Annotated in this window: 19 protein-coding genes and 1 rRNA gene; 9 read left to right on the top strand and 11 right to left on the bottom strand. The window is 70.4% G+C overall.

Features of this window, described 5'->3' with window-relative positions:
• Positions 1-98 precede the first annotated feature (98 nt).
• The gene (locus tag ACWGDB_RS34125) at positions 99-665 is read left to right on the top strand and encodes a DJ-1/PfpI family protein (protein WP_383239638.1); all 567 of its coding nucleotides are present in this window, start codon (positions 99-101) and stop codon (positions 663-665) included.
• A gap of 91 nt (positions 666-756) precedes the next feature.
• Here the strand turns inward: ACWGDB_RS34125 and ACWGDB_RS34120 are convergent, their stop codons facing one another.
• On the bottom strand, positions 757-1,422 hold the full coding sequence (locus ACWGDB_RS34120; RefSeq protein WP_453826012.1) for an HAD family hydrolase: 666 nt from the start codon (positions 1,420-1,422) through the stop codon (positions 757-759).
• A gap of 78 nt (positions 1,423-1,500) precedes the next feature.
• Positions 1,501-2,016 carry a DUF6912 family protein gene (locus tag ACWGDB_RS34115; RefSeq protein ID WP_453826011.1) on the bottom strand — a complete coding sequence of 172 codons (516 nt, stop codon included), beginning with the start codon at positions 2,014-2,016 and terminating at the stop codon, positions 1,501-1,503.
• Positions 2,017-2,369: 353 nt separating this feature from the next.
• Between ACWGDB_RS34115 and ACWGDB_RS34110 the strand changes: the two genes are divergently transcribed.
• Entirely contained in the window at positions 2,370-2,993 is a 624-nt protein-coding gene (locus ACWGDB_RS34110; protein WP_453826010.1) for an Rv3235 family protein, read from the top strand.
• Positions 2,994-3,095: 102 nt separating this feature from the next.
• On the opposite strand, the gene secA is transcribed toward ACWGDB_RS34110, so the two are convergent.
• Positions 3,096-5,945, bottom strand: a complete 2,850-nt coding sequence (secA, locus tag ACWGDB_RS34105; RefSeq protein ID WP_453826009.1) for a preprotein translocase subunit SecA — start codon at positions 5,943-5,945, stop codon at positions 3,096-3,098.
• Positions 5,946-6,215: 270 nt separating this feature from the next.
• On the opposite strand from secA, the gene ACWGDB_RS34100 reads away from it, so the two are divergent.
• Positions 6,216-6,797 carry a GNAT family N-acetyltransferase gene (locus ACWGDB_RS34100; RefSeq protein ID WP_453826008.1) on the top strand — a complete coding sequence of 194 codons (582 nt, stop codon included), beginning with the start codon at positions 6,216-6,218 and terminating at the stop codon, positions 6,795-6,797.
• Between the two features lie 89 nt (positions 6,798-6,886).
• Positions 6,887-8,086: a winged helix-turn-helix domain-containing protein gene (locus tag ACWGDB_RS34095; protein ID WP_453826007.1), complete on the top strand. Its 1,200-nt coding sequence runs from the start codon at positions 6,887-6,889 to the stop codon at positions 8,084-8,086.
• A 22-nt stretch (positions 8,087-8,108) separates the two neighbouring features.
• Here ACWGDB_RS34095 and ACWGDB_RS34090 read toward each other — a convergent pair whose 3' ends face one another.
• The 7 genes from ACWGDB_RS34090 to mtnA form a co-directional block, all read right to left on the bottom strand.
• On the bottom strand, positions 8,109-8,855 hold the full coding sequence (locus tag ACWGDB_RS34090) for a response regulator (RefSeq protein WP_453826006.1): 747 nt from the start codon (positions 8,853-8,855) through the stop codon (positions 8,109-8,111).
• Between the two features lie 202 nt (positions 8,856-9,057).
• Entirely contained in the window at positions 9,058-9,750 is a 693-nt protein-coding gene (hpf, locus tag ACWGDB_RS34085) for a ribosome hibernation-promoting factor, HPF/YfiA family (RefSeq protein ID WP_383616714.1), read from the bottom strand.
• Between the two features lie 315 nt (positions 9,751-10,065).
• Positions 10,066-11,067 (bottom strand): ComF family protein, encoded by a 1,002-nt coding sequence (locus ACWGDB_RS34080; protein WP_453826005.1) that lies wholly within the window; start codon positions 11,065-11,067, stop codon positions 10,066-10,068.
• Between the two features lie 259 nt (positions 11,068-11,326).
• Positions 11,327-13,171, bottom strand: a complete 1,845-nt coding sequence (locus tag ACWGDB_RS34075) for an LpqB family beta-propeller domain-containing protein (RefSeq protein WP_453826004.1) — start codon at positions 13,169-13,171, stop codon at positions 11,327-11,329.
• Positions 13,161-15,236, bottom strand: coding sequence for an MtrAB system histidine kinase MtrB (gene mtrB / locus ACWGDB_RS34070; protein ID WP_453826003.1), 2,076 nt, complete (start codon positions 15,234-15,236; stop codon positions 13,161-13,163). The genes ACWGDB_RS34075 and mtrB overlap by 11 nt, the downstream gene beginning before the upstream one ends.
• Before the next feature lies 1 nt (position 15,237).
• The gene (gene mtrA, locus ACWGDB_RS34065; protein ID WP_015659998.1) at positions 15,238-15,927 is read right to left on the bottom strand and encodes a two-component system response regulator MtrA; all 690 of its coding nucleotides are present in this window, start codon (positions 15,925-15,927) and stop codon (positions 15,238-15,240) included.
• A 160-nt stretch (positions 15,928-16,087) separates the two neighbouring features.
• A complete protein-coding gene (gene mtnA / locus ACWGDB_RS34060; protein WP_453826002.1) occupies positions 16,088-17,239 on the bottom strand; it encodes an S-methyl-5-thioribose-1-phosphate isomerase in 1,152 nt (383 codons plus the stop codon).
• 140 nt (positions 17,240-17,379) lie between these two features.
• Here mtnA and ACWGDB_RS34055 point away from each other — a divergent pair, with 140 nt between their 5' ends.
• From ACWGDB_RS34055 to ACWGDB_RS34035, 5 genes are read left to right on the top strand one after another with little or no spacing between them, the layout of a single operon-like run.
• Complete coding sequence (locus ACWGDB_RS34055) at positions 17,380-18,699, top strand: hypothetical protein (RefSeq protein WP_453826001.1); 1,320 nt, start codon at positions 17,380-17,382, stop codon at positions 18,697-18,699.
• Between the two features lie 4 nt (positions 18,700-18,703).
• A complete protein-coding gene (locus tag ACWGDB_RS34050) occupies positions 18,704-19,429 on the top strand; it encodes a DUF4129 domain-containing protein (RefSeq protein WP_453826000.1) in 726 nt (241 codons plus the stop codon).
• Positions 19,426-20,634 (top strand): DUF4350 domain-containing protein, encoded by a 1,209-nt coding sequence (locus ACWGDB_RS34045; protein ID WP_453825999.1) that lies wholly within the window; start codon positions 19,426-19,428, stop codon positions 20,632-20,634. Before ACWGDB_RS34050 ends, ACWGDB_RS34045 begins: the two co-directional genes overlap by 4 nt.
• Positions 20,634-21,623, top strand: a complete 990-nt coding sequence (locus ACWGDB_RS34040; protein WP_453825998.1) for an AAA family ATPase — start codon at positions 20,634-20,636, stop codon at positions 21,621-21,623. The genes ACWGDB_RS34045 and ACWGDB_RS34040 overlap by 1 nt, the downstream gene beginning before the upstream one ends.
• The gene (locus tag ACWGDB_RS34035; RefSeq protein WP_453825997.1) at positions 21,623-22,933 is read left to right on the top strand and encodes a DUF58 domain-containing protein; all 1,311 of its coding nucleotides are present in this window, start codon (positions 21,623-21,625) and stop codon (positions 22,931-22,933) included. The genes ACWGDB_RS34040 and ACWGDB_RS34035 overlap by 1 nt, the downstream gene beginning before the upstream one ends.
• A gap of 124 nt (positions 22,934-23,057) precedes the next feature.
• On the opposite strand, the gene rrf is transcribed toward ACWGDB_RS34035, so the two are convergent.
• Positions 23,058-23,174, bottom strand: a 5S ribosomal RNA gene (rrf, locus tag ACWGDB_RS34030).
• Between the last annotated feature and the right edge of the window lie 158 nt (positions 23,175-23,332).

The raw sequence follows: 23,332 nt of genomic DNA, 5'->3' as shown, positions 1-23,332 counted from the left end.
CGCGCACGCCCCCTTGGCAAGCGCCCCGCCCCGAGGCACGTTGCCCCCAAGGCCCGGCGGAGACGCAGCCCCCGGCCAAAAAGAGGAGCGCACCCGACATGACAGCGAAAATCCTCATCGTCACCGGCGACGCCGCAGAGTCACTGGAGGTCCTCTACCCCTACCAGCGCCTCCGCGAAGAGGGCTACGACGTCCACATCGCCGCCCCCACCCGCAAGAAGCTCCAGTTCGTCGTCCACGACTTCGAACCCGGCTTCGACACCTACACCGAGAAACCCGGCTACACCTGGCCCGCCGACCTCGCCTTCTCCGAGGTCGACCCCGGCGACTACGCCGCCGTCGTCATCCCCGGCGGCCGGGCCCCCGAGTACCTCCGCAACGACCCCGAGCTCCGCAAGATCCTGAAGTCGTTCTTCGACGCCGACAAGCCGGTCGCCCAGATCTGCCACGGCCCCCTGCTCACCGCCGCGATCGACAGCCTTCACGGCCGCCGCGTCACGGCGTACCCCGCCCTGGAACTGGACATGCAGGCGGCCGGCGCCACCTTCCAGGACGCGGAGGCCGTGGTCGACGGCACCCTGGTCTCCTCCCGCGCCTGGCCGGACCACTCCAGCTGGATGCGCGAGTTCCTGACGGTGCTGCGAGCGAAGGCACCGGTGACCTGACCCACGCCCCCGCCCGGGTCCGCATGCAGGCCCCGGCGAGCACAGGCGCGGCGTTCCACCGGGGCGCCGCGCCCCTGAGGGGCGCCGACGCTCACGCGGCCAGCCGCTCCGCCTCCGCGACCGCCTCGACCAGCGTGTCCACGACCGGCACCCCGACCCCTTCGAGGCTCGCCCGGCTGTGCGACCCCCCGGTGTAGAGCACGGCCTGAGCCCCCACATGCAGCGCCGCCACCGCGTCGTCCGCCGCGTCGCCGATCACGACCGTGCGAGTGGGATCCACGCTCGCGAGCGCCTTGATGTGCCGCACCATGTGCTCGGCCTTGCTGCCCCCGGACGGCCCGGTCCGCCCGTCGACGCGTATGAAGTGCTCCTCGATCCCGAACCCCCGCACCAAAGGGATGAGTTCGTCATGCACGTACATGCTCAGGATCGACTGGCTGCGCCCCGCCGACCCCCACTCCACGAGCAGCTCCGCCACACCCGTGGTGAGCCCGCAGGTCACCCGGTGCTCGGCGTAGTACCGGTGGAAGGTCTCGTCCATGACCTCCCACTCGGCGTCGGTCGGCAGCCGGCCGAGCAGCCGCTCGTAGAACTTGGGCACCGGCACGCAGTACAGCGCCCGGTACTGCTCCATCGTGATCGGGTCGAGCCCCAGCTCGCCGAACGCCGCGTTCGTCGCCCCGATGATCGCGTCATTGTCGTGGAACAGCGTCCCGTTCCAGTCCCAGACGATGTGCGCCCCTAGTAGCTTCCCCATGCCGAAAACCGTACCCGCCCTCACTGACAATCAAGAGAACGGCGGGTCGAACAGCAGGTCAACGAGGGCAGCGCCGGGTCAGTCGACCAGACCCACCAGGTTCGGGATCTCCTGGGTGGCGAACCACAGCAGCTCATGGTCGTCGGCCCCGTCCACGACGAACTGCGCGTCGTCGTCCCCGCCGTCCGCCGCCGCCAGCGCCTCCGCGGCCGCCGCCACGTCCGTCTCCGCGTCGTCCGAGTCGACGTGCACGGCGGCCGCCCTGGCCAGCGCCACGCCCCCGGCGATCCGCACCTCGCCCAGCGCCGCCGGGTCCAGCCCCCGGTCCGGGTCGGCGACGGCCGCCCCGTCGGGCACGTCGACGGCGACCACGACCCGGCGCCGCGCCGCCCGGGCGTCCGCCGCCAGCAGCCGCAGCGAGGCCAGCGCGGACCGGTTGAGCGCGGCGTACTCCAGCTCCTCGATGTCGTCGGAGAGGTACCACTCGCGCAGCGCGGGCGTGACGGCGTACGCGACGAGCGACTCGGCCTTCAGCTCGCCCGCCTTGTGCGCCTCGGCGAGACCGGGGAGGGTCAAGGGGACGTAGACGCGCATGGCTGACCGCTTTCTTCGTACTCGGAGCACTCGTAAGGCTCTGCAAGGGCCCGGAGAGGGGCGATCCCCGCACCTCCGGAGGGCCTTCAGGATACGTGCGGGCGATACCTGCGGCGTCCCCTTTCGAGCCCCGTCCACCACCCCGCCCGGCGTCCACCCCGGTCCACGAACTCACCCGGTGCGCCCTTGCCGGTGCGGGCTTCCGCCGCCCTCGATCACCCGGATAAGTGAAGCTTCCGGCCGCCCGGCCCGAGTCCCCGCTTCCTTGCCGCCGACACCCGCGGCCCCGTACAAGATCACCAACCACGAAGTTACCGACCGGTATAAAACCGGGTTCACCGAACGGGGACTCCATGAACAAGGTCATGACCAGGGCACAGCACCGCCCCGGCACCCGCCCGCCGACCCGCCGCGACACCCGCCGCCCCGCCGGCAGCCCGCCCCGCACACCGAGCGGCGGCACGGCCCGTACGGCATCCCCCGGAGGCCGCCCACCGGGCTCCTCAGGCTCCACGGCAACCCTCCCGCGCACCAGGCCCACGGACACTCGCCCAGCGACCGTCCCCGCCCTTACGCCGCGCACCGGGCGCCTCCCGGCGGCCGAAACCAGCCCCCTCGACCGGCCCACCGTCCCGCAACCCCGCCCCACCGACGTCTTCGCCGACCGCCTGCTCCTCGTGCTGAGCGGCCAGCGCCCCGTCCACTGGATGCTCCGCCACACCGCCGGCCGCGCCTACGACGAACTCGCCCGGCTCGCGGAACGCGGCCTCCTGCGCACCCGCGGCACCCGCCCCGTCGTCCGCGACATCGGCTACTTCGAACCCCGCCCGGGCGCCATCGAGGCCTTCGCCCGCATCGGCGCCGGAGACCAGCTGCGCGCCATGGCATTCCGCCTGGAACAGGGCGGAGACCTCCGCTGGCGCTGCACGGCAGTGGAACTGGGCGGCCCACGCAGGCCGCGCCCGGACGACGACTGACCGCCCCACGACGGCCGCCGGCGGGCCGAGCAAGCCGAAGGGCCGGGTTCCCCAAGGAACCCGGCCCTTCCTGGCTGCTACGGCGTCACAGCCACCGTCACGTCACTTCTTGCGGCGCCGCCCACCACGCGCCTGCTTGCGCCGCTCCGCGCGCGTGAGGCCGTCGGCCTCCGAGCGCACCGGCTCGTCGCCGTTGTCGAAGTCGCCCTCGACGATGTCGCCCTCACCGTCCACCTTGGGCGCGGTGTAGTGCAGCCGGTCCGGGCGGCGCGGAGCCTCGAGGCCCTTGGCACGGATCTCGGGACGCGAGCCCGCCTGCGCCGGCACCGCGTCCTTCTTCTCCAGATCGGCCGCCGGCCTGGCGTCCTCCACCGGGACCTCCTCGACCTGCTGCTCGACCTGGACCTCCAGGTTGAACAGGTAGCCGACGGACTCCTCCTTGATGCCCTCCATCATCGCGGTGAACATGTCGAAGCCCTCGCGCTGGTACTCGACCAGCGGGTCCTTCTGCGCCATCGCGCGCAGGCCGATGCCCTCCTGGAGGTAATCCATCTCGTAGAGGTGCTCGCGCCACTTGCGGTCCAGGACCGACAGCACGACCCGGCGCTCCAGCTCACGCATGATCTCGGAGCCGAGCTGCGCCTCACGCGCCGCGTACTGCTCGTGGACGTCGTCCTTGATGGACTCGGAGATGAACTCGGCGGTCAGCCCGGCACGGTCACCGGCCGCCTCCTCCAGCTCGTCGACGGTCACCTTCACCGGGTAGAGCTGCTTGAAGGCGCCCCACAGCCGGTCCAGGTCCCACTCCTCGGCGAAGCCCTCGGCGGTCTCCGCGCCGACGTACGCGTCGATCGTGTCGTCCATGAAGTGCTGCACCTGCTCGTGCAGGTCCTCGCCCTCCAGAACACGGCGGCGCTCGCCGTAGATGACCTCACGCTGGCGGTTGAGGACCTCGTCGTACTTCAGGACGTTCTTACGGGTCTCGAAGTTCTGCTGCTCGACCTGCGACTGGGCGGACGCGATCGCGCGTGTGACCATCTTGTTCTCGATCGGCACGTCGTCCGGGACGTTCGCCATCGACATCACGCGCTCGACCATCTGGGCCTTGAACAGGCGCATCAGGTCGTCACCGAGGGAGAGGTAGAAGCGGGACTCGCCCGGGTCGCCCTGACGGCCGGAACGACCGCGCAGCTGGTTGTCGATACGGCGCGACTCGTGCCGCTCGGTGCCCAGGACGTAGAGACCGCCGAGGTCCTTGACCTCCTCGAACTCCGCCTTGACCGCCTGCTCGGCCTTCTCCAGGGCGGCGGGCAGGGCCGCGGCCCACTCCTCGATGTGCTCCTCGGGGTCGAGGCCGCGCTGACGCAGTTCCGCCTCGGCGAGGTCCTCGGGGTTGCCGCCGAGCTTGATGTCCGTACCACGGCCGGCCATGTTGGTGGCGACGGTGACGGCGCCCTTGCGGCCGGCCTGGGCGACGATGATCGCCTCACGGTCGTGCTGCTTGGCGTTCAGCACCTCGTGCTGGACGCCGCGCTTGGACAGCTGCTGCGACAGGTACTCGGACTTCTCGACCGACGTCGTACCGACGAGGATCGGCTGGCCCTTCTCGTGCTTCTCGACGATGTCGTCGACGACCGCCTCGAACTTGGCGACCTCGGTGCGGTAGATCAGGTCCGACTGGTCCTGGCGGACCATCGGGCGGTTGGTCGGGATCGGGACGACGCCGAGCTTGTAGATCTGGTGGAACTCGGCGGCCTCGGTCATCGCCGTACCGGTCATGCCGCACAGACCGGGCTGTTCCTTGTCGTCGTGGTCGTGGCGCTTGTAGAGGCGGAAGAAGTTCTGCAGGGTGATCGTGGCGAGCGTCTGGTTCTCGTCCTTGATGTCCACCCCTTCCTTCGCCTCGATCGCCTGGTGCATGCCCTCGTTGTAGCGGCGGCCGGCGAGGATACGGCCGGTGTGCTCGTCGACGATCATGACCTCGCCGTCGATGACGACGTAGTCCTTGTCCTTCTTGAAGAGCTCCTTGGCCTTGATGGCGTTGTTCAGGTAGCCCACCAGCGGCGTGTTCACCGACTCGTAGAGGTTGTCGATGCCCAGCCAGTCCTCGACCTTGGAGACACCGGCCTCGTGGATGGCGACCGTGCGCTTCTTCTCGTCGACGTCGTAGTCGCCGGTCTCTTCAAGGCCCTTGAGCGGGTTGCCCGCCTCGCCCTTCTTCAGGCGCGTGACCAGCTTGGCGAAGTCGCCGTACCACTTGGTGGCCTGGTCGGCCGGGCCGGAGATGATCAGCGGCGTACGGGCCTCGTCGACGAGGATGGAGTCGACCTCGTCGACGATGGCGAAGTTGTGGCCGCGCTGGACGAGTTCGTCCTTGGACCACGCCATGTTGTCGCGCAGGTAGTCGAAGCCGAACTCGTTGTTCGTGCCGTACGTGATGTCGCACGCGTACTGCTCGCGGCGCTGGGCCGGCGTCATGTTGGCGAGGATGCAGCCGACATTCAGACCCAGGAACTTGTGGACGCGGCCCATCATCTCCGAGTCACGCTCGGCCAGATAGTCGTTCACCGTGATCAGGTGGACGCCCTGGCCGGACAGCGCGTTCAGATAAGCGGGCAGCGTGCCGACGAGCGTCTTGCCCTCACCGGTCTTCATCTCGGCCACGTAGCCCAGGTGGAGGGCCGCGCCGCCCATGATCTGGACGTCGTAGTGACGCTGGCCGAGAGCGCGCTTGGCGGCCTCGCGAACGGTCGCGAAGGCCTCGGGCATCAGGTCGTCCAGGCTCTCACCGTCTGCGTAGCGCTGCTTGTACTCATCGGTGAGGGCCCGCAGCTCGGCGTCGGAGAGGTCGACGAAGTCCTCTTCGATGGAGTTGACCTGGTCCGCGATGCGGTGCAGCTTGCGCAGGATCTTGCCTTCGCCTGCACGCATGATCTTCGAGAGGACGGACACGGGGGTTGGTCTCCTTGCCGGTCGGGCCTGGGACGGTCGGTTTCCATTTGACTTGACTGAGCAACGGCCATCGTATGCGAGGACCCCGCCACGCCGGGAGCCTGCCGTGGACGTCGAACCTCCGCTGCTTCAAATCTCCGTCAAAGGGACAACGGCCGGGGGCTGCGGATGGTGCCGCGTTCCGCCGACGAATTGCGCGAAATGCGTTCGCTCGCTCACACACCGCATATAAGGATGGCGCCGGCGACGGCCCCCGAGCAGAATCGGCCGATGGAACCCGTCACGCTCGCCACCAGCCGTCTCCTCATGCGCACGGTCGGCCCGAAGGACACGGACACGGTGTACGAGGCCGTACAGGACCCCGACATCCAGCGCTGGACCACGATTCCCTCGCCCTACCTCTACGAGCACGCCCAGAGCTTCGCGGAACAACTGGTCCCCGAAGGCTGGGCGAACGGTTCGATGCTCACCTGGGGGCTCTTCCTCCCCCAAGGGGAGGACCTGGTAGGCATGCTCGGCCTCACCATGCGGTCCATGAGCGAGGCCGAGATCGGTTTCTGGGGCACGAAGGAGCACCGCGGCAACGGCTACATCACCGAAGCCGTACTCGCCGCGTCCCGCTGGGCCTTCGTCGACCTGTCGCTCGACCGGGTCGAATGGCGCGCGGAGGTCGGCAACAGGCCCTCCCGCGCGGTGGCGGAACGCGCCGGCTTCACCCTCGAGGGCACCCTCCGCTCCGCCATGGTCAACCAGGGCGTACGCCGGGACTGCTGGGTGGGTTCCCTGCTCCCGTCGGACCTGAGCCTGCCGTCCACGGCCCCGTACCTGCCGGCGAGGAACCAGCCCGCATAACTGCGCCCCCGGCACCCGCGAGCAGGTCCAGCACGGACAAACCCCCAGCTCACCCCGCACTGTCAGTGCCACCGCCTATCGTGCCGACCATGACGACCCTGCGCCCCACCACCGACCTCTCGGCCGACGAGGCCCGCCGGATCGCCCTCCGCGCGCAGGGGTTCCTCGGCACCCCCGACCGCAGGTCAGGCGTCCGCGGCATACTGCGTCACCTCGGCGCGGTTCAGCTCGACACCATCTCGGTCCTGGCGCGCTCCCACGAGCTCATCCCGTACGCCCGCCTGGGCGCAGTAGGCCGCAAGACCGTCGAGCAGGCTTACTGGACCACCGGGGCGGCGGGCGAGCCGTCGGCGCAGCCCCACGCCTTCGAGTACTGGTCCCACGCGGCCTGCATCCTCCCCGTGGAGGAGTGGCCGCACTTCGCCTTCCGCCGCCGTGCCTACCGCAACCGGCCGCACTGGAACCACGACCTCCCCGACGGCGCCTACGACCAGGTGATCAAGCAGCTCCGCACCGAGGGCCCCGTGACCGCGACCGAGCTGGGCGGCGCTAAGCGGACCAGCGAGTGGTGGGACTGGTCGGGCGCCAAGGTCGCCGTCGAACGCGCCCTGATGTACGGCGAGGTGGTCTGCGTCGAGCGCCGCGGCTGGAAGCGCGTCTACGACCTGGCGGAACGCGCCATCCCCGAGGCACTGCTGCACGACGATCTTGACGACGCCGAGTGCCTGCGCCGCCTGGTCCGCCTGGCGGGCCAGTCCCTCGGCGTGGGCACACGCGCGGACATCGCCGACTACCACCGGCTCAAGGGCGAACAGGTCGACGCGGTGATCGCCGACTCGGGCCTGGTGCCGGTCACCGTCGAGGGGTGGGGCAAGCCGGCCTGGGCCGACCCCGAGGCCCTGGAAACCCCTCCGCGCGGCCGCCACCGTACGACGCTGCTGTCCCCGTTCGACTCCCTGATCTGGGAGCGGGCACGCACGGAGCGGATCTTCGGCTTCACCCACCGCCTGGAGGCGTACGTCCCCAAGCAGAAGCGGGTCTACGGCTACTTCGCGATGCCGGTCCTGGCCGGTGGCCGTCTGGTCGGCCGCGTTGACCCGGCCCGCGAGGGCCGCACCCTGGTCGCCAAGCAGGTCACCCTGGACGGCCCGAAGGCGGTCCCCGCGGTGGCCCAGGCGCTGGTGGAGGCGGCGAGCTGGGTGGACTGCACGGACGTACGCGTGGAACGGGTCGACGCACCCGACCTGCGCGAGCCGCTCGCCACAGAGCTCACCCGCTTGCTGGCGTGACCCCAGGGCCGGTCATCCGGCCTCAGCGGATCTCGAGAATCTTCTCCCGCATCGCGTACACCACGGCCTCCATCCTGGAGTGCAACTGCAGCTTCTCCAGGATGTTGCGCACGTGGTTCTTCACGGTGTTCTCGGAGATGAACAACTCCTTGGCGATGTCCCGGTTGTTCATCCCCGTGGCCACGAGCTTGAGGACCTCCAGCTCACGGTCCGTCAGGCGCGGCGCGGGCACGAGCCGGCGCTCGTCCGTGCGCTGGATCATCGACTTGAACTCGGTGAGCAGCTTCGACGCCATGGACGGGCTGATCTGCGACTGCCCGTCGGCCACGGCGCGAATGGCCGTGGCCACCTCGTCGGTGGAGATCTCCTTCAGGAGATAGCCGGTCGCGCCCGCCTTGATCGCGTCGTAGAGGTCGGCCTCCTCGTCGCTGATCGTCAGCATGATGATCTTCGCGCTGGGGGCGACCTCCTTGATGGAGGTGCAGGCCTCGATCCCGCCCCGCTTGGGCATCCGCACGTCCATCAGGATGATGTCCGGCAGCAGGTCAGCGGCCTTGTCAACGGCTTCCGCGCCGTCGCCCGCCTCCCCGACGACCTGGATGTCCTCCTCGGCCGCGAGCACGATCTCCAGTCCACGGCGGAACAGGGCGTGGTCGTCGACGACGAGGACTCTGATCGGCTCCTTGCGTGGAGAGCCCGTGTCCGGGCCCATGCCGACGACATCGCTGTCGGCATCCTCGTCCCGCATCGGTCCGAAGCTGTCCGCCATCGTTCCTCCCCCTGAAGGCTGTGGCTGGTCGTCTGCCATCGCCAACCCAAGGCAGCGGCCCAACGGTTGGGCCGGTGCGGCCATGATTCCATGCCTGGCCGACACTACGGTGACGAGCGGGGCGCGAAGAGGTCGCACACCGGTGCCCCTGGGGGCGCACGCCGCGCTCCAGGGGCACCGGCTCAGCTGTCAGCCGGGTGGGTCAGCCACCCAGCGTGCCGCCTGCCGCGGGGGCCTGCGCCTGGGTGACCATCGGGTCCGTGCTGAGGTGAATGACGCCGTAGTCGTAGGCGTGACGCCGGTAGACGACGCTTGGTTCCTTCGTCTCCGAGTCGACGAACAGGTAGAAGTCGTGCCCGACCAGCTCCATCTCGTAGAGGGCCTGGTCGAGGGTCATCGGGGAGGCGACGTGCGTCTTCTCGCGTACAACGAGGGGGCCTTCGCCCTTTACTTCCAGCGAGCCGATCTTCTTGGTGGGAATTCCGTCCGGCTCTTCTTCCTGGAACGTGCGGCCATTGCCGTTGAGCGTCGCCGCGCCCGGTACGTGGTCGGGGACCTCGGCCGCCGTGAGTCGGCGTGCGCCTCGGCGCGAGAAACGCTTGTCGTGCTGCTTGCGCAGCCGGGCATCCAGCTTTTCCGCCGCGAGGTCGAGCGCCGCATACGGATCGCTGGCCGCTGCCTCCGCCCGGATCACCGGACCGCGGGAGCGGAGCGTGATCTCCACTCGGTCACAGCGGTCGGCCTGTCGCGGGTTGGGCTCCTTGGACACCTCGACGTCGAGGCTGATCACCTTGGCATCGAGCCTCTGGATCTTCTCCAGCTTCAGCTTCTCGGCCACGTGCTTGCGGAACCGCTCGGGCACCTCGGTCTTGCGGCCCTTGACGACGATGTCCACGCAGAACTCCGTTCCCGGATCGCCCCGCTCCATCGGCGGAGCATCTCCCTTTTGCACCAGGCCCCGGGGAGCCCCGGAACCTCGGACTCGGTGACTTCCACCTCCTCCTCCCCCATGGGCAAGATCTCCACCCCATGGCCGCGGGTGATTGCGCAAAACCCACGGCACGGCATTCGGATATGACGGGGATGGCCTGCGCCTTTCCCTCACAACCGAACATATCTCGCCCGGACGGATGTCGTCACCCTCTACTGCGGCGTACCTCCGTTCAGGTGAATTGACCCTCTCGTTACCTGCAACGATGCAAGTTCTCAGTCAGTTCCGGTTTATTTCGAAAGAATCCGGCGACGCCGCGACCACAGCCGCGCAGATCAGGTCAGGGGTCAGTCCTGGGCCCATGATTCCCGGCCTCTCACGCAACTGCCGCACACTGCCCTCCGTCGATCCGGCTCTCCGTTCCCATGTGCTTTCCCGAGTTCCCGGCCGGTACACGGCTGTTGTCCGGCCAACGCGGGCGGTGGGCTCCGCTGTACGACTGTTGGGGCCCACCCTCTCCCGACCACCGGAGCCCACCCCCTCCGCCGCCGCCAACACCACCCGCACAGCCCTCGCCGCCTCCGCCAGCGACGCACCCGTCGTCATCAGGTCGTCGACGAGCACGACGGGACCACCCCCGGCAAGCAGCCGACCACCCGCAGGCGCCACCACCAGCGCGCCGGAGAGATTGTCCAGCCGCTGCCGCGAGTTGAGCCCCGACTGATCGGCCACCCCGCGCGCTTGCCGCAGCACAGCAAGTACGCGTGCCGGCGTCCCGGTCCGCCGCAGTTCGCCCGCCGCCGCGAGCGCGATCCGGCGCGACGGATCATGTCCTCGCGCCCGCACCGACCCACGCGCGGACGGAACGGGGACGAGCAGCACAGGCGCCTCGGCGCCCTCCAACCGCCGCGCCCCGTCGCCCCGCACCTGCGAGCCCCGGAGCCGCACATCCCGCTCCGACGCCCCGCTGTCCCGAGACGCACAGGCCTCCCGAAGCCCAGCCCGCACAGCCCCCGCCAGCGCCGCCCCGAGCGGTGCCGTGAGCGCCAGCGCGCCGCGTTCCTTGTGGGCGAGCAGAGCCGCCCGCGCCTCGTCCGCGTACCGGGCCGCCGCGTGCACGACCGGCAGCCCGGGCGGCTCCGGCTCCGGTCGCACCCGGCTCGGTACGGCCCCGTTCAGGACGGCACGGCACTCCGGGCAGAGCACCGTGCGAGGCCTTCCACAGCCTCCGCACTCGGCCGGGAGTACCAGGTCGGTCAAGTCCTGCCACCACCCCCGCATGGCCACCACTGTGCCAACGCCCGCGCCGGCCGACCACCCCTGTGGATAACTGCCTGTGGATAACCCGGCGCCTGATGCGGCTGCCCACTTCCCTCCCCGAACCGAGCCGCGTTCCCACCCACGCACCACAGCACCCCCCACGCACCGCGGCACCACCCACGCACAAACCGAAGCGGCCGCCCCCAGCCGGAGACTCACCCCGGCCGGAAGCGGCCACCACACTCCCCGTCCCGCATCCAACGGCGGGCCGGGCAAGGCCTCACCCCGGATAGACCGGAGCCGCCCCGTCCGTCACGACCTTCTGCCACTGCGCCCCGGACGGCAGCCGCACGATCCCGTCCTCCGAGTAACCGACCAGCGGCAGCCGTGCGTCCTCGGACGCGGTGATCTCCTTCACGCCGCTGAGGGCCGCGGGCGCCGGCCCCTCCGGAGTGGAGCCGTCGACCTGCACGTACCGCATGGTCTGCACGCCGCCCTTCTCCCGCCCGACCACGACGAGCCGGCTGTCACCGGCCCACGACATGGCCGAGACCTCCTCCAACTCGGGAGTCGCGGAGCGCAGTTCGTGCACCGACACGGTCGAGGACTCGTCCGCCTTGTCGTCCTGGCTCCGTTCGATCCGCCCGATGAGCAGCGACGACTTCTCGCCCTGCTTCACCACGAGCGCGATGCGCACACCGTCGGCGGCCACCTTGACCGACTCGATGCGCCCCTCGAGGCCCGGCGGCGTCTTCACCACCAGGGGCTTGCCGACGCCCTCCTCCAGCAGGAGCAGCCGGGGATTGCCGGGATTGCGGTCGGCCACCCACAGGTCGCCCTGGGCGTCCCAGCTGGGCGCCGAGAGCCGTTCCTCCGCCGAGGAGCCCGCGCTGCTCAGCTCCGGCTCCCCGAGCGGACCGCCCGACACCAGCGCGCCGACGTACAGGTTCTTGCCGTCGAGGCCGACCCCTGCCGCCATGTCCTCGTCGCGCGACACCGCCACCGACTTCAGCTCCACATCGCCGTCGCCCAGGGCGCCCGGCACAGGGTCGGGCTCCGTGTCGCTGGTGGCGGCGGGCAGCCGTACGAGCCGGTGTTCGGCGTTGAGGAAGTACAGATAGTCGGCGCGCTCCACCGACCCGCGCGCGGCGACGGCCTCCGCGTCCTGCTCGGTGAGCGAGCACAGCTGCCTGCCGGGGGACCGCAGGTCGACCTCGTCCACGGTGGGGGTGAGGTTCTGCAGGGTGAACAGGAGCTGGGCCGCCATCTCCTTGCACTGGGTCAGCCCGACCCGGGCCGCCTTGTCGTTCAACTGCACGGTCAGCCTGTTCTGATCGTCGGGCGTCAGCGCGGTGACGCCCTTCCTCAATGCCGTGCCGGTGGGGAAGCTCGACCTGACCACCGGGTTGAGCCAGCTGGTGGGCCCTGTGAGCAGGGAGCGGACCATCTGCGTCATCGGGTCCACGTTCCTGCGGACGTAGACGGGATCGGCGACGGCCGCCGTGTGCGGCGAGGTCCCGAGGGTGGTGTTCGAGGCGAAGTAGTACTTGTCGACGGACATGTAGTTGCGCTGGAAGTCCGACTTGCCCATGACGACGCCGCGCGGCGGGATGTCGATGCGCCACTGCTTGGTCTTCTTGTCCCGGGTGAGGTGCATCGGCTCGCTGTAATCCCCGTCGGCGGACGCGTACGACTGCTGCGCGTCGACCAGGGCGACCTTGGTGCCGGTCAGCGTGTAGGAGAGGCTGTCGGTCTCCTCCCGGCCTGCCACACGCTCGGCATCGGCGCCCGGTCCGTCGGCGAGCACCGTCGTGGACAGCTGGGGCTGCCACTTCTGGGACGCTTCCTCGGTCAGGTACTTGCGTGCGATCTCGTAGTCCGGATCGTCGCTGGTCAGCGCTTCCAGGAAGCCCGACACGATCTCCGAGGACGAGGCGTCCTCGTGCGGCGGCATGGCGAAGACCCGCACCTGCGTCTCCTGCCGCGGCGTGGACTCGACGCCCCGCAGATCGCCGCTGTCGGGCATCGAGGCGCACCCCGCCAGCAGTACGGCGCCACAGGCGGCGTACGCCACCGCGCGCCCCGCCCCGCGCCGGGTGGCGCCCCTCTCGCGGTCAGCGGCCACGAGATGCCTCCCCATGCTTGCTCGACTCCCCGTCCTGTCCGGCTTCCTCGCTTGCCGGCTCTTGCGCACCGGGCGTCTCCTCCTGCCGCCGTGCGCCCGAAGCGGGCCGGGGCACCACGCGTGCGCCGTTGCCGGGCAGCGCCGTCGGGTCGGCCTTGGGGGCCGCCCCGCCCATCCGCGTGGCGATGGGGTCCCTGGACGGCATCGGGGGCGCCTGGTCCCCGTTGGGCTGGACCGGCACCGTAGCCGCCTTCTCACCGCCACCGCTGGGCAGTCCGGCGTCGTCGAGGCCGCGATTGCGCCGCGAGTCCTTGGGTTCCAGGGGTATCGGCGAGCCTCGCAGCGGCTCGTCCGCGGTCCGCGGCAGGGTCAGCCGGAACTGCGAACCGCCGCCGGGCTCGCCCCACGCCTGGAGCCAGCCGCCGTGCAGCCGTGCGTCCTCCAGCGCGATCGACAGCCCCAGCCCCGTACCGCCCGTCGTACGCGCGCGTGCCGGGTCGGCCCGCCAGAAGCGGCTGAAGACGCGGGTCGCCTCGCCGGGCTTGAGCCCGACGCCGTAGTCGCGCACCGCGACCGCGACCGCACCGCCCGCCGAGGCGAGCTTGACGACGACGTCCCTGCCCTCGCCGTGTTCGACGGCGTTGACGACGAGGTTGCGCAGCACCCGTTCGACGCGGCGGGCGTCGGCCTCGGCGACGATGGGCTGCTGGTCGCCGACAACGCGTATCTGTGTGCCCTTGCGCTCGGCGAGCGGCTCGGCCCCGCTGACAACACGCCGCACGACCTCCCTGAGGTCGATCGGCTCGGCCTCCAGTGCCGCAGCGCCCGCGTCGAAGCGGCTGATCTCCAGCAGGTCGGCGAGCAGTGACTCGAACCGGTCCAGCTGGTCGGCCAGCAGCTCCGCCGACCGCGCGGTCACCGGGTCGAAGTCCTCCCGCGCCTCGTGGATGACGTCGGCGGCCATCCGTACGGTCGTCAGCGGCGTCCGCAGCTCATGGGACACGTCGGAAACGAACCGCCGCTGCATCCGCGAGAGGTCCTCCAGCTGCTGGATCTTCAGCTGGAGGTTCTGCGCCATCTTGTTGAAGGCCTCGCCGAGCCGCGCGATGTCGTCCTCGCCAGTGACCTTCATCCGCTCCTGCAGCCGCCCGGCGGACAGCCGTTCGGCGATACCGGCCGCCATCCGCACCGGCGTGACGACCTGGCGCACCACGAGCCAGGCGATGGCTCCGAGGAGTACGACGACGAAGAGCCCGGCGGTGGCCAGCGTCCCCTTGACCAGGCTCAGCGACTTCTCCTCCTGGGTGAGCGGGAAGAAGTAGTAGAGCTGGTACGGGTCGCTGTTGGGGTCGTTGACCTGCTTGCCGATGACCAGGGCCGGCTGGGGCTCCTTGTCGGCGGTGCGGTTGTAGACGATGCGGGTGTAGCTCTGGAACGCCCCCATGTTGCTGTCGATCCGCTCGCGCAGGTCCTCGGGCACGCTCGCCGTCGGGTCCACGCCGCCGGAGGCTCGCGGCCCGCGTCCACCGCTGTCTCCTGCCGCGGAGGCCGGAAGGGTCACCACGTCGAAGGCGCCCTGGCCGCCGCTGGAGAGCGAGGAGACGAGGTCGCTCATCCACTGGATGACGTTCTGCTCGGAACGCCCGTCGACCGTCGCGCCGTCGTCGGCGGCCCCGGCCGCGGCTTCGTCGGCGCTCTTCTTGGCCGCGGCGAACCCGCCGGTGGCCTGGCTCTGGGAGGCCTTCACCTTGGCGTCCAGCAGGCCGTTGCGCACCTGCCCGATGACGACGAAGCCCAGCAGCAGGACGACGCCGAGCGACATCAGCAGGGTCGTGACGACGACCTTGAGCTGGATGTTGCGCCGCCACAGCCGCATGACGGGCAGCAGCGGCCGGCGCACCCAGCGCAGCAGGAGCCGAAGGACCGGACTGCCCTGTACTCCGCCTTGCAGCAGCCCGCCCTCGAGGAACCGTCCCCAGCGGGAGCCCGCCTTCTTCCGGCCGACAGGCCGCTCCGGGCGGGCCCCGGTCCGACCGGGGGCCGAAGCGGCACTGTCCCCGGACATGTCAGCTCGGCCCTGCCTTGTAGCCGACGCCACGTACGGTCACGACGATTTCCGGCCGCTCCGGGTCCTTCTCGACCTTGGAACGCAGCCGCTGCACATGCACATTGACCAGACGCGTGTCGGCGGCGTGCCGGTAGCCCCACACCTGCTCGAGGAGCACCTCACGCGTGAACACCTGCCAAGGCTTGCGGGCCAGCGCGACCAGCAGGTCGAACTCCAGCGGCGTCAGCGCGATCGACTGCCCGTCCCGCTTCACGGAGTGCCCGGCCACGTCGATGACCAGGTCACCGATGGCGAGCTGCTCGGGCGCCGGCTCCTCGGATCTCCGCAGCCTCGCCCGGATCCGGGCGACGAGCTCCTTCGGCTTGAACGGCTTCACGATGTAGTCGTCGGCGCCGGACTCCAGGCCCACGACGACATCGACGGTGTCGCTCTTCGCCGTCAGCATCACGATCGGCACGCCCGACTCCGCCCTGATCAGACGGCACACCTCGATGCCGTCGCGCCCGGGCAGCATCAGGTCGAGCAGCACCAGGTCAGGTTTGGTCTCACGGAATGCGGCCAGCGCCTTGTCGCCGTCGGCTACGAAAGACGGCTCAAAACCTTCACCACGCAGCACGATGCCGAGCATCTCGGCCAGTGCGGTGTCGTCGTCGACGACAAGGACTCGTCCCTTCATAAACGACATCATCCCATTCTCATAACAGTGGCGAAGGCTCAGGTGAGATAGGTCACCGGCCAGTGACCTTAGTCGTACGCCGTCGCCACTGTCTGCCCTCGCTCAGATCACAGCGAGTGACAAATGAGGGGGTTCGCCCCGCTCTGCCGGACTGATGACACCCACGTCTTCCTCACAAAGTCGGCGTCACCTGCCGTGACCTGGCGCACAGCTCGGCCAGCGCCTCGGCCGTCACGGGCGACGCGGCTCCCTCCTCGGTGACGATCGCCGTCACCAGCTCGGGCGGAGTCACATCGAAAGCCGGGTTGTACGCCTGGGCCCCCAGAGGCGCCACAGGGATCCCGCCTCCCGGCTCCCCTCCCGCCACCGGCACCTGAGGCGCCGCGATCTCGGTCACCTCGAACCCAGGACGCTGCTCGACCTCGATGGACGCCCCGTCCGGCGTCCCCGGATCCACTGTCGTCAAGGGCGCCACCACGATGAACGGCACATGGTGGTAGCGCGCGAGCACGGCGAGCGGATAGCTCCCCACCTTGTTGGCCACCGACCCGTCGGCCGCGATCCGATCGGCCCCGATCAGCACCGCGTCCACCTCACCGGCGGCGAACAGGGACCCCGCCGCGTTGTCCGTGAGCAGCGTGTACGCCATCCCGTTGCGCGCCGCCTCGTACGCCGTCAGGCGAGCGCCCTGCAGCAACGGCCGCGTCTCGTCCACCCACAGCCTCCGCAGCCGCCCGGCCCGGTGCGCCGCGAGCGCCACCGCGAACGCCGTGCCCTCTCCGCCCGACACCAGCGCCCCGGTGTTGCAGTGCGTGAGGATCCGGTGCCCACCGCCGGGCAGCAGCTCGTCCAGCAGTGCCAATCCCCGCTCGGCCATGCGCGCGCTGGCCTCGGCGTCCTCCCTGTGCAACGCCCGCGCCGCACCCAGCGCCGCAGCAGCGGCCCGCTCGACGTCCCCACTCCCGGCGAGCTCGTCCCGGTACGCCGCCTGAGCCCTGCGCACGCCGAGGGCAAGGTTCACGGCGGTGGGCCGGGCGCCGGCGAGCGACTCGGCGGCGTCGTCCACGTCGAAGCCGCGTACGGCGGCGAGCGCGACGCCGTACGCCCCGGCGATCCCGAGCAGCGGCGCCCCGCGCACCGCGAGCGAACGGATCGCCTCCACCAGCGCGGGCGCGTCCGTACAGACCAGCTCGACCTCCTCGGCCGGCAGCCTTGTCTGGTCGAGAAGGACCAGTACGGGACCTTCGGGTGGTTCGTCCCATCGAATCGCCGGAATCTCGTGCCGCTTGCTGTCCTCGCCGAATTGCGCGTGCTGATCAGCCATGCGGTCAGTCTGCCCGTTGTCCGGCGGACAATTGAAGGTGTGCAGCCCATACCGCGGCCGGTACCTCCACAGCCACCCCATGGCACGATGGCTGCCAACCTGCCGCCGCGACCGCGGACGGGCACCGTGAAGGAGCGAGAATGAAAGACACTCCGGGCTGGGCCTCGCCCGGATCCGCCCCGTCCGACGGCCAGGAACCCGGCACGTCCGGCCCTGCCGAGCCCGCAGACCGCCCCGACCCCGCGCAGCAGCCGGCGCCCGACCCACAGGGCCCCGGCTCGAAGTGGTCCAAGGAGCAGCCGCCGGCCGCCCAATGGTCCGCCCCGACGGGACCCGAGGCCCCCGGTCAGACCCCGCCGCCCCCGCCGCCCGGCCCGGGCTGGGGCACTCCCCCTCCGGCAGGACCCGGCGGTGGCCCCCAGGGCTACGGCGCCCCGGGCGGATACGGCGCCTGGGGCAGCGGCTGGGGCGGCCCGCCGCCCGCTGCCAAGCCCGGCGTGATCCCGCTGCGCCCGCTCGGCGTCGGCGAGATCCTCGACGGCGCGGTCTCCACCATGCGCACCTACTGGCGCACGGTCCTGGGCATCTCCCTGACCGTCGCGATCGTGACGGAAATCCTCGTCATCCTCCTCCAGGGCTTCGTCCTGAACGACCTCGCCGGCAGTGAGGCCCTCAACGACCCGGACGCCACCCTCAGCGAGGTCACCCGGGCCACGGGCGACGCACTGCTCAGCTCCAGCGTGATCTTCCTGATCTCGGTGATCGGCGCGATCATCGCGACCGCCCTGCTGACGACGGTCACCAGCCGCGCGGTACTCGGCAAGTCCGTGACCACGGGCGAGGCCTGGCGCGACGCCCGTCCTCAGGTGCTGCCGCTGTTCGGCCTGCTCCTCCTGCTGTTGCTGATGACCTTCGGCCTGGTGCTCGTGGGTGCCCTGCCCGGCATCCTCGTGGTCGCCTCGGGCTCCGGTGCGGCGGGTGGGGCGCTCGTGGTCCTGGGCATCCTCGGTGCGGGCATCGTCGCGATGTGGCTGTGGTTCCGCTTCTCCCTCGCCTCGCCCGCACTGATGCTGGAGAAGCAGGGCATCATGAAGGCGCTGAGCCGCTCCACGAAGCTGGTCCGCGGCTCCTGGTGGCGCGTCTTCGGCATCCAGCTGCTGGCCACACTCATCGCGAACATCGTCGCGGCGATCGTCGTCATCCCCTTCACCTTCCTCGCCGCCGCCTTCAGCGGCGACGGCGCCACCGCATTCCTCGACGGCGCGGGCGACTTCGGCTGGACGTTCCTCATCATCAGCGGCATCGGCTCGGTGATCGGCTCCATGATCACCTTCCCGATCACGGCCGGCGTCACCGTGCTGCTCTACATCGACCAGCGCATCCGCCGCGAGGCCCTCGACCTCGAACTGGCCCGAGCAGCCGGCGTCCAGGGCCACGGCACCGGCACTCCGGGGAGCTGAATCGGTGAGCCTGGCGGGGGGAGTTCTCACAACAGCGTCGGCATTGTCGCTGACGGCACGCTCGGACGACGAGCCACCACTGACGATCCCGCGCGACCCCGCGCGGGAGGCGGCCCGTCGCGAGCTGTCCAAGCAGATGTACCACGAGAACGAACCCAGCTGGTTCCAGCGTGCCCTGGACGCCTTCTGGGAATGGGTCGCGGACCTGTTCGACAGCGCCTCGACCGTGACGCCCGGAGGACCGCTCGGCCTGGTCGTCGTCATCCTGGTCGTCGTCGCGGCCCTCGGCGCCCTGTGGTGGCGCCTGGGCACCCCCCGCCGCCAACCCACCTCCTCCGCAGCCCTGTTCGACGACCGCCCCCGCAGCGCCGCCGAACACCGGGCCGCCGCCGAGGCACACGCAGCCCAGGGCCACTGGAACCAGGCCGTCCAGGAACGCATGCGCGCCATCGTCCGCTCCCTCGAGGAGCGCGCACTTCTCGACGTACGCCCCGGCCGCACCGCGGACGAGGCCGCCGCCGAAGCAGGCCGCTCACTGCCCGCCCACAAGGACCGGCTGCGCACCGCCGCACGGGACTTCGACGACGTGACGTACGGCGGCAGGACCGCGACCCAGCAGGCGTACCAGCGCATCGCGGAGCTCGACCGCGACCTGGAGAGCAGCAAGCCACAACTCGCCGCCAGCGCCCCCAGTGCGGCCCCCAACGCCCGCCAGGGAGCCGCCGAATGACCACCGAGGCCACGCTCCCGTCCACCTCGGCCTCGCCCACCCCACGCCAGGTGTGGACCCGCGCGCGAGGCATCGCCCTCGCCGTCGTACTCCTGCTCGTGGCAGCCGTCGTGATCGCCACGATCCGCTCCGACTCCCGGCACGGCGCCCTCGACCCACGCTCCGCCGACCCCAAAGGCAGCCGCGCCGTCGCCGAACTCCTCGCCGACCGCGGCGTGGACACACGCGTGGTCACCACCCTGGACGACGCACGCGCCGCGGCCGCCCCGGACACCACCCTCCTGGTCACCTCCCCCGACCTGCTGACGCACCGTCAACAGACCTGGCTGCGCTCGTCGACCGCCGGCTCTGGTGGCCGCACCGTACTCGTCGCACCCGGCAGCTGGTCCGTCGAACGGCTCGCCCCCGGCGTCACCGCCGACCCCGCCACCAGCCTCGACTCGGAGCTCTCCCCCGACTGCTCCCTGCCCGCCGCCCAGCGCGCGGGCACCGCCGACCTGGGCGGCGTCCGCTACACCACCACCCACCTCAACGCCGACGAGTGCTATCCGAGCGAACGCCTCGCCACCCTGCTGCGGGTCCCGGACTCCACCGGCGACGGCACCGGCGACACCGTCGTCCTCGGCGCGCCCGACATCCTCAACAACGACCGCCTCGACGAGCAGGGCAACGCCTCGCTCGCCCTCCAACTCCTCGGCTCCCGCCCCCATTTGGTCTGGTACCTCCCCTCGCTCTCCGACACGTCGGCCGCCGACACGGACGACGAACGCAGCTTCCTCGACCTGCTCCCCGCGGGCTGGCTCTGGGGCACACTGCAGCTCTTCATCGCCGCAGCCCTGGCGGCCCTCTGGCGGGCACGCCGGCTCGGCCCCCTCGTGCCCGAAAAACTCCCCGTGGCGATCCGAGCCTCCGAAACCGTCGAAGGCCGCGCCCGCCTCTACCGCAAGGCGAACGCCCGCGACCGCGCGGCCGCCGCTCTTCGCTCCACCACACGCACGCGCCTCGCCCCCCTCGTAGGTGTCCCCGTCACTCAGGCGCACACGCCCGAGGCCCTGCTCCCCGCCCTGTCCGCCCACCTCCACCACCACGGAGACGGACAGCCCCTGCACACCCTCCTCTTCGGCCCGCCACCCAGCGACGACGCAGCACTCATCGCCCTCGCCGACCAACTCGACGCCCTCGAAAGAGAGGTACGCCGTCCATGATGGACCCGACCACTGACAACGCCGGGAACACCGGGGATGCGGACACCGCCCGCGCCTCCCTGGAAGCCCTGCGCGCCGAGATCGCCAAAGCCGTGGTCGGCCAGGACCCCGCCGTGACCGGTCTCGTCGTCGCACTCCTGTGCCGCGGCCACGTCCTCCTCGAAGGCGTCCCCGGCGTCGCCAAGACCCTCCTCGTACGCACCCTCGCCTCCGCACTCGAACTCGACACCAAGCGCGTCCAGTTCACCCCCGACCTCATGCCGAGCGACGTGACGGGCTCCCTCGTCTACGACACCCGCTCCGCCGAGTTCTCCTTCCAGCCCGGCCCGGTCTTCACCAACCTGCTCCTCGCCGACGAGATCAACCGCACTCCGCCGAAGACCCAGTCGTCCCTGCTGGAGGCCATGGAGGAACGCCAGGTCACCGTCGACGGCACCCCCCGCCCGCTCCCCGACCCGTTCCTCGTCGCAGCCACGCAGAACCCGGTGGAGTACGAGGGCACGTACCCCCTCCCCGAAGCGCAGCTGGACCGTTTCCTCCTCAAGCTCACGATCCCGCTCCCCTCCCGCAAGGACGAGATCGACGTCCTCACCCGCCACGCCGAGGGCTTCAACCCTCGTGACCTGCGCGGCGCCGGCGTACGCCCCGTAGCGGGCCCCGCAGACCTGGAAGCGGCACGCGCGGCCGTGGCCAAGACGACGGTGTCCCCCGAGATCACGGCCTACGTGGTCGACATCTGCCGAGCCACCCGGGAATCCCCCTCCCTCACCCTCGGAGTCTCCCCACGCGGCGCCACGGCCCTCCTGGCCACCGCCCGCGCGTGGGCATGGCTCACAGGCCGCGACTACGTCATCCCCGACGACGTGAAGGCCCTGGCCCTCCCCACCCTCCGCCACCGCGTACAACTCCGTCCGGAGGCCGAGATGGAAGGCGTCACAGCCGACTCCGTGATCAACGCGATCCTCACCCACGTCCCCGTCCCGCGCTGATGGCACTCACCGGACGAGCCGCACTCCTCGCGGCCCTGGGCTCCCTCCCCGTAGGCATCTGGGACCCCAGCTGGACGGGCATCCTCGCGGTCAACGCCCCCCTGGTAGCGGCCTGCGCCTGCGACTTCGCACTGGCCGCACCCGTACGCCGCCTGGGCCTGACCCGCTCCGGCGACACCTCCGTACGCCTGGGTGAAACGGCCGACGTCACCTTGACGATCACCAACCCGTCCAACCGCCCCCTGCGCGCCCACCTCCGCGACGCCTGGCCCCCCAGCAGCTGGCAGCCGGGCACAGAGGTAGCAGCGTCCCGCCACCGCGTGACGGTCCCCGCAGGCGAACGCCGGCGCATCACCACCCGCCTACGCCCCACCCGCCGCGGCGACCGCCGAACCGACCGCGTGACGATCCGCTCCTACGGCCCGCTACGCCTCTTCTCCCGCCAGGGCACCCACAACGTCCCCTGGACGGTGCGAGTCCTCCCCCCGTTCACAAGCCGCAAGCACCTCCCCTCCAAACTGGCCCGCCTGCGCGAACTCGACGGCCGCACCAGCGTGCTCACCCGCGGCGAAGGCACAGAATTCGACAGCCTGCGCGAATACGTCCCCGGCGACGACACCCGCTCCATCGACTGGCGCGCCACAGCCCGCCAGTCCGCGGTCGCCGTACGCACCTGGCGCCCCGAACGGGACCGCCACATCCTCCTCGTCCTGGACACCGGCCGAACCTCAGCAGGCCGCGTCGGCGACGCTCCCCGCCTAGACGCCTCCATGGACGCGGCACTGCTCCTGGCCGCCCTCGCCTCCCGCGCCGGCGACCGAGTGGACCTCCTCGCCTACGACCGCCGAGTACGAGCCCTCGTCCAGGGCCGCGCAGCAGGAGACGTCCTCCCTTCCCTGGTCAACGCAATGGCCACACTGGAACCCGAGCTGATCGAAACGGACGCCCGAGGCCTGACAGCCACGGCTCTCCGTACGGCCCCCCGCCACTCCCTGATCGTGCTGCTCACGACCCTCGACGCGGCCCCCATCGAGGAGGGCCTGCTCCCGGTGCTGTCCCAACTCACGCAGCGCCACACAGTTCTTCTGGCATCAGTAGCGGACCCCCACATCGCGCACATGGCAACCGCACGCGGAAACACAGACGCCGTATACGAGGCCGCAGCCGCCGCCCAGGCCCAAAGCGAACGCCACCGCACGGCAGAACAACTCCGCCGTCACGGCGTCACGGTCGTCGACGCGACGCCAGAAGAACTCGCGCCGGCACTGGCAGACGCATACCTGGCCCTCAAAACAGCGGGACGCCTCTAACCGGCGGGCTGGCGGAGATTCGAAGGGGGCTCTCCTCTCAGAGAGCCCCGAAACCACGCGTAGCGTAAACCACCATAAACGCAGAAAGGCCCACACCATAAGGTGTGGGCCTTTCTCACAATTTGTTCGGCGGCGTCCTACTCTCCCACAGGGTCCCCCCTGCAGTACCATCGGCGCTGTAAGGCTTAGCTTCCGGGTTCGGAATGTAACCGGGCGTTTCCCTCACGCTATAACCACCGAAACACTATGAAACTGTCAGCCGCACCGCATGTGGCCATACGGGGCTGTTCGTGGTTTCAGAACCAACACAGTGGACGCGAGCATCTATGGACAAGCCCTCGGCCTATTAGTACCGGTCACCTCCACACGTTACCGTGCTTCCAGATCCGGCCTATCAAC

It is taken from the genome of Streptomyces sp. NPDC055013 (assembly GCF_053608645.1).
The sequence above is the reverse complement of the archived record's forward strand: the minus strand, read 5'-3'. Positions and strand labels throughout refer to the sequence as shown.

What these genes read in the sequence shown, in the direction of transcription:
- ACWGDB_RS34125 (WP_383239638.1), top strand. Translation starts at nt 99, where the DNA reads ATGACAGCGAAAATCCTCATCGTCACCGGCGACGCCGCAGAGTCACTG.
- ACWGDB_RS34120 (WP_453826012.1), bottom strand. Translation starts at nt 1,422, where the DNA reads ATGGGGAAGCTACTAGGGGCGCACATCGTCTGGGACTGGAACGGGACG.
- ACWGDB_RS34115 (WP_453826011.1), bottom strand. Translation starts at nt 2,016, where the DNA reads ATGCGCGTCTACGTCCCCTTGACCCTCCCCGGTCTCGCCGAGGCGCAC.
- ACWGDB_RS34110 (WP_453826010.1), top strand. Translation starts at nt 2,370, where the DNA reads ATGAACAAGGTCATGACCAGGGCACAGCACCGCCCCGGCACCCGCCCG.
- ACWGDB_RS34100 (WP_453826008.1), top strand. Translation starts at nt 6,216, where the DNA reads ATGGAACCCGTCACGCTCGCCACCAGCCGTCTCCTCATGCGCACGGTC.
- ACWGDB_RS34095 (WP_453826007.1), top strand. Translation starts at nt 6,887, where the DNA reads ATGACGACCCTGCGCCCCACCACCGACCTCTCGGCCGACGAGGCCCGC.
- ACWGDB_RS34090 (WP_453826006.1), bottom strand. Translation starts at nt 8,855, where the DNA reads ATGGCGGACAGCTTCGGACCGATGCGGGACGAGGATGCCGACAGCGAT.
- ACWGDB_RS34080 (WP_453826005.1), bottom strand. Translation starts at nt 11,067, where the DNA reads ATGCGGGGGTGGTGGCAGGACTTGACCGACCTGGTACTCCCGGCCGAG.
- mtrB (WP_453826003.1), bottom strand. Translation starts at nt 15,236, where the DNA reads ATGTCCGGGGACAGTGCCGCTTCGGCCCCCGGTCGGACCGGGGCCCGC.
- mtrA (WP_015659998.1), bottom strand. Translation starts at nt 15,927, where the DNA reads ATGATGTCGTTTATGAAGGGACGAGTCCTTGTCGTCGACGACGACACC.
- mtnA (WP_453826002.1), bottom strand. Translation starts at nt 17,239, where the DNA reads ATGGCTGATCAGCACGCGCAATTCGGCGAGGACAGCAAGCGGCACGAG.
- ACWGDB_RS34055 (WP_453826001.1), top strand. Translation starts at nt 17,380, where the DNA reads ATGAAAGACACTCCGGGCTGGGCCTCGCCCGGATCCGCCCCGTCCGAC.
- ACWGDB_RS34045 (WP_453825999.1), top strand. Translation starts at nt 19,426, where the DNA reads ATGACCACCGAGGCCACGCTCCCGTCCACCTCGGCCTCGCCCACCCCA.
- ACWGDB_RS34040 (WP_453825998.1), top strand. Translation starts at nt 20,634, where the DNA reads ATGGACCCGACCACTGACAACGCCGGGAACACCGGGGATGCGGACACC.
- ACWGDB_RS34035 (WP_453825997.1), top strand. Translation starts at nt 21,623, where the DNA reads ATGGCACTCACCGGACGAGCCGCACTCCTCGCGGCCCTGGGCTCCCTC.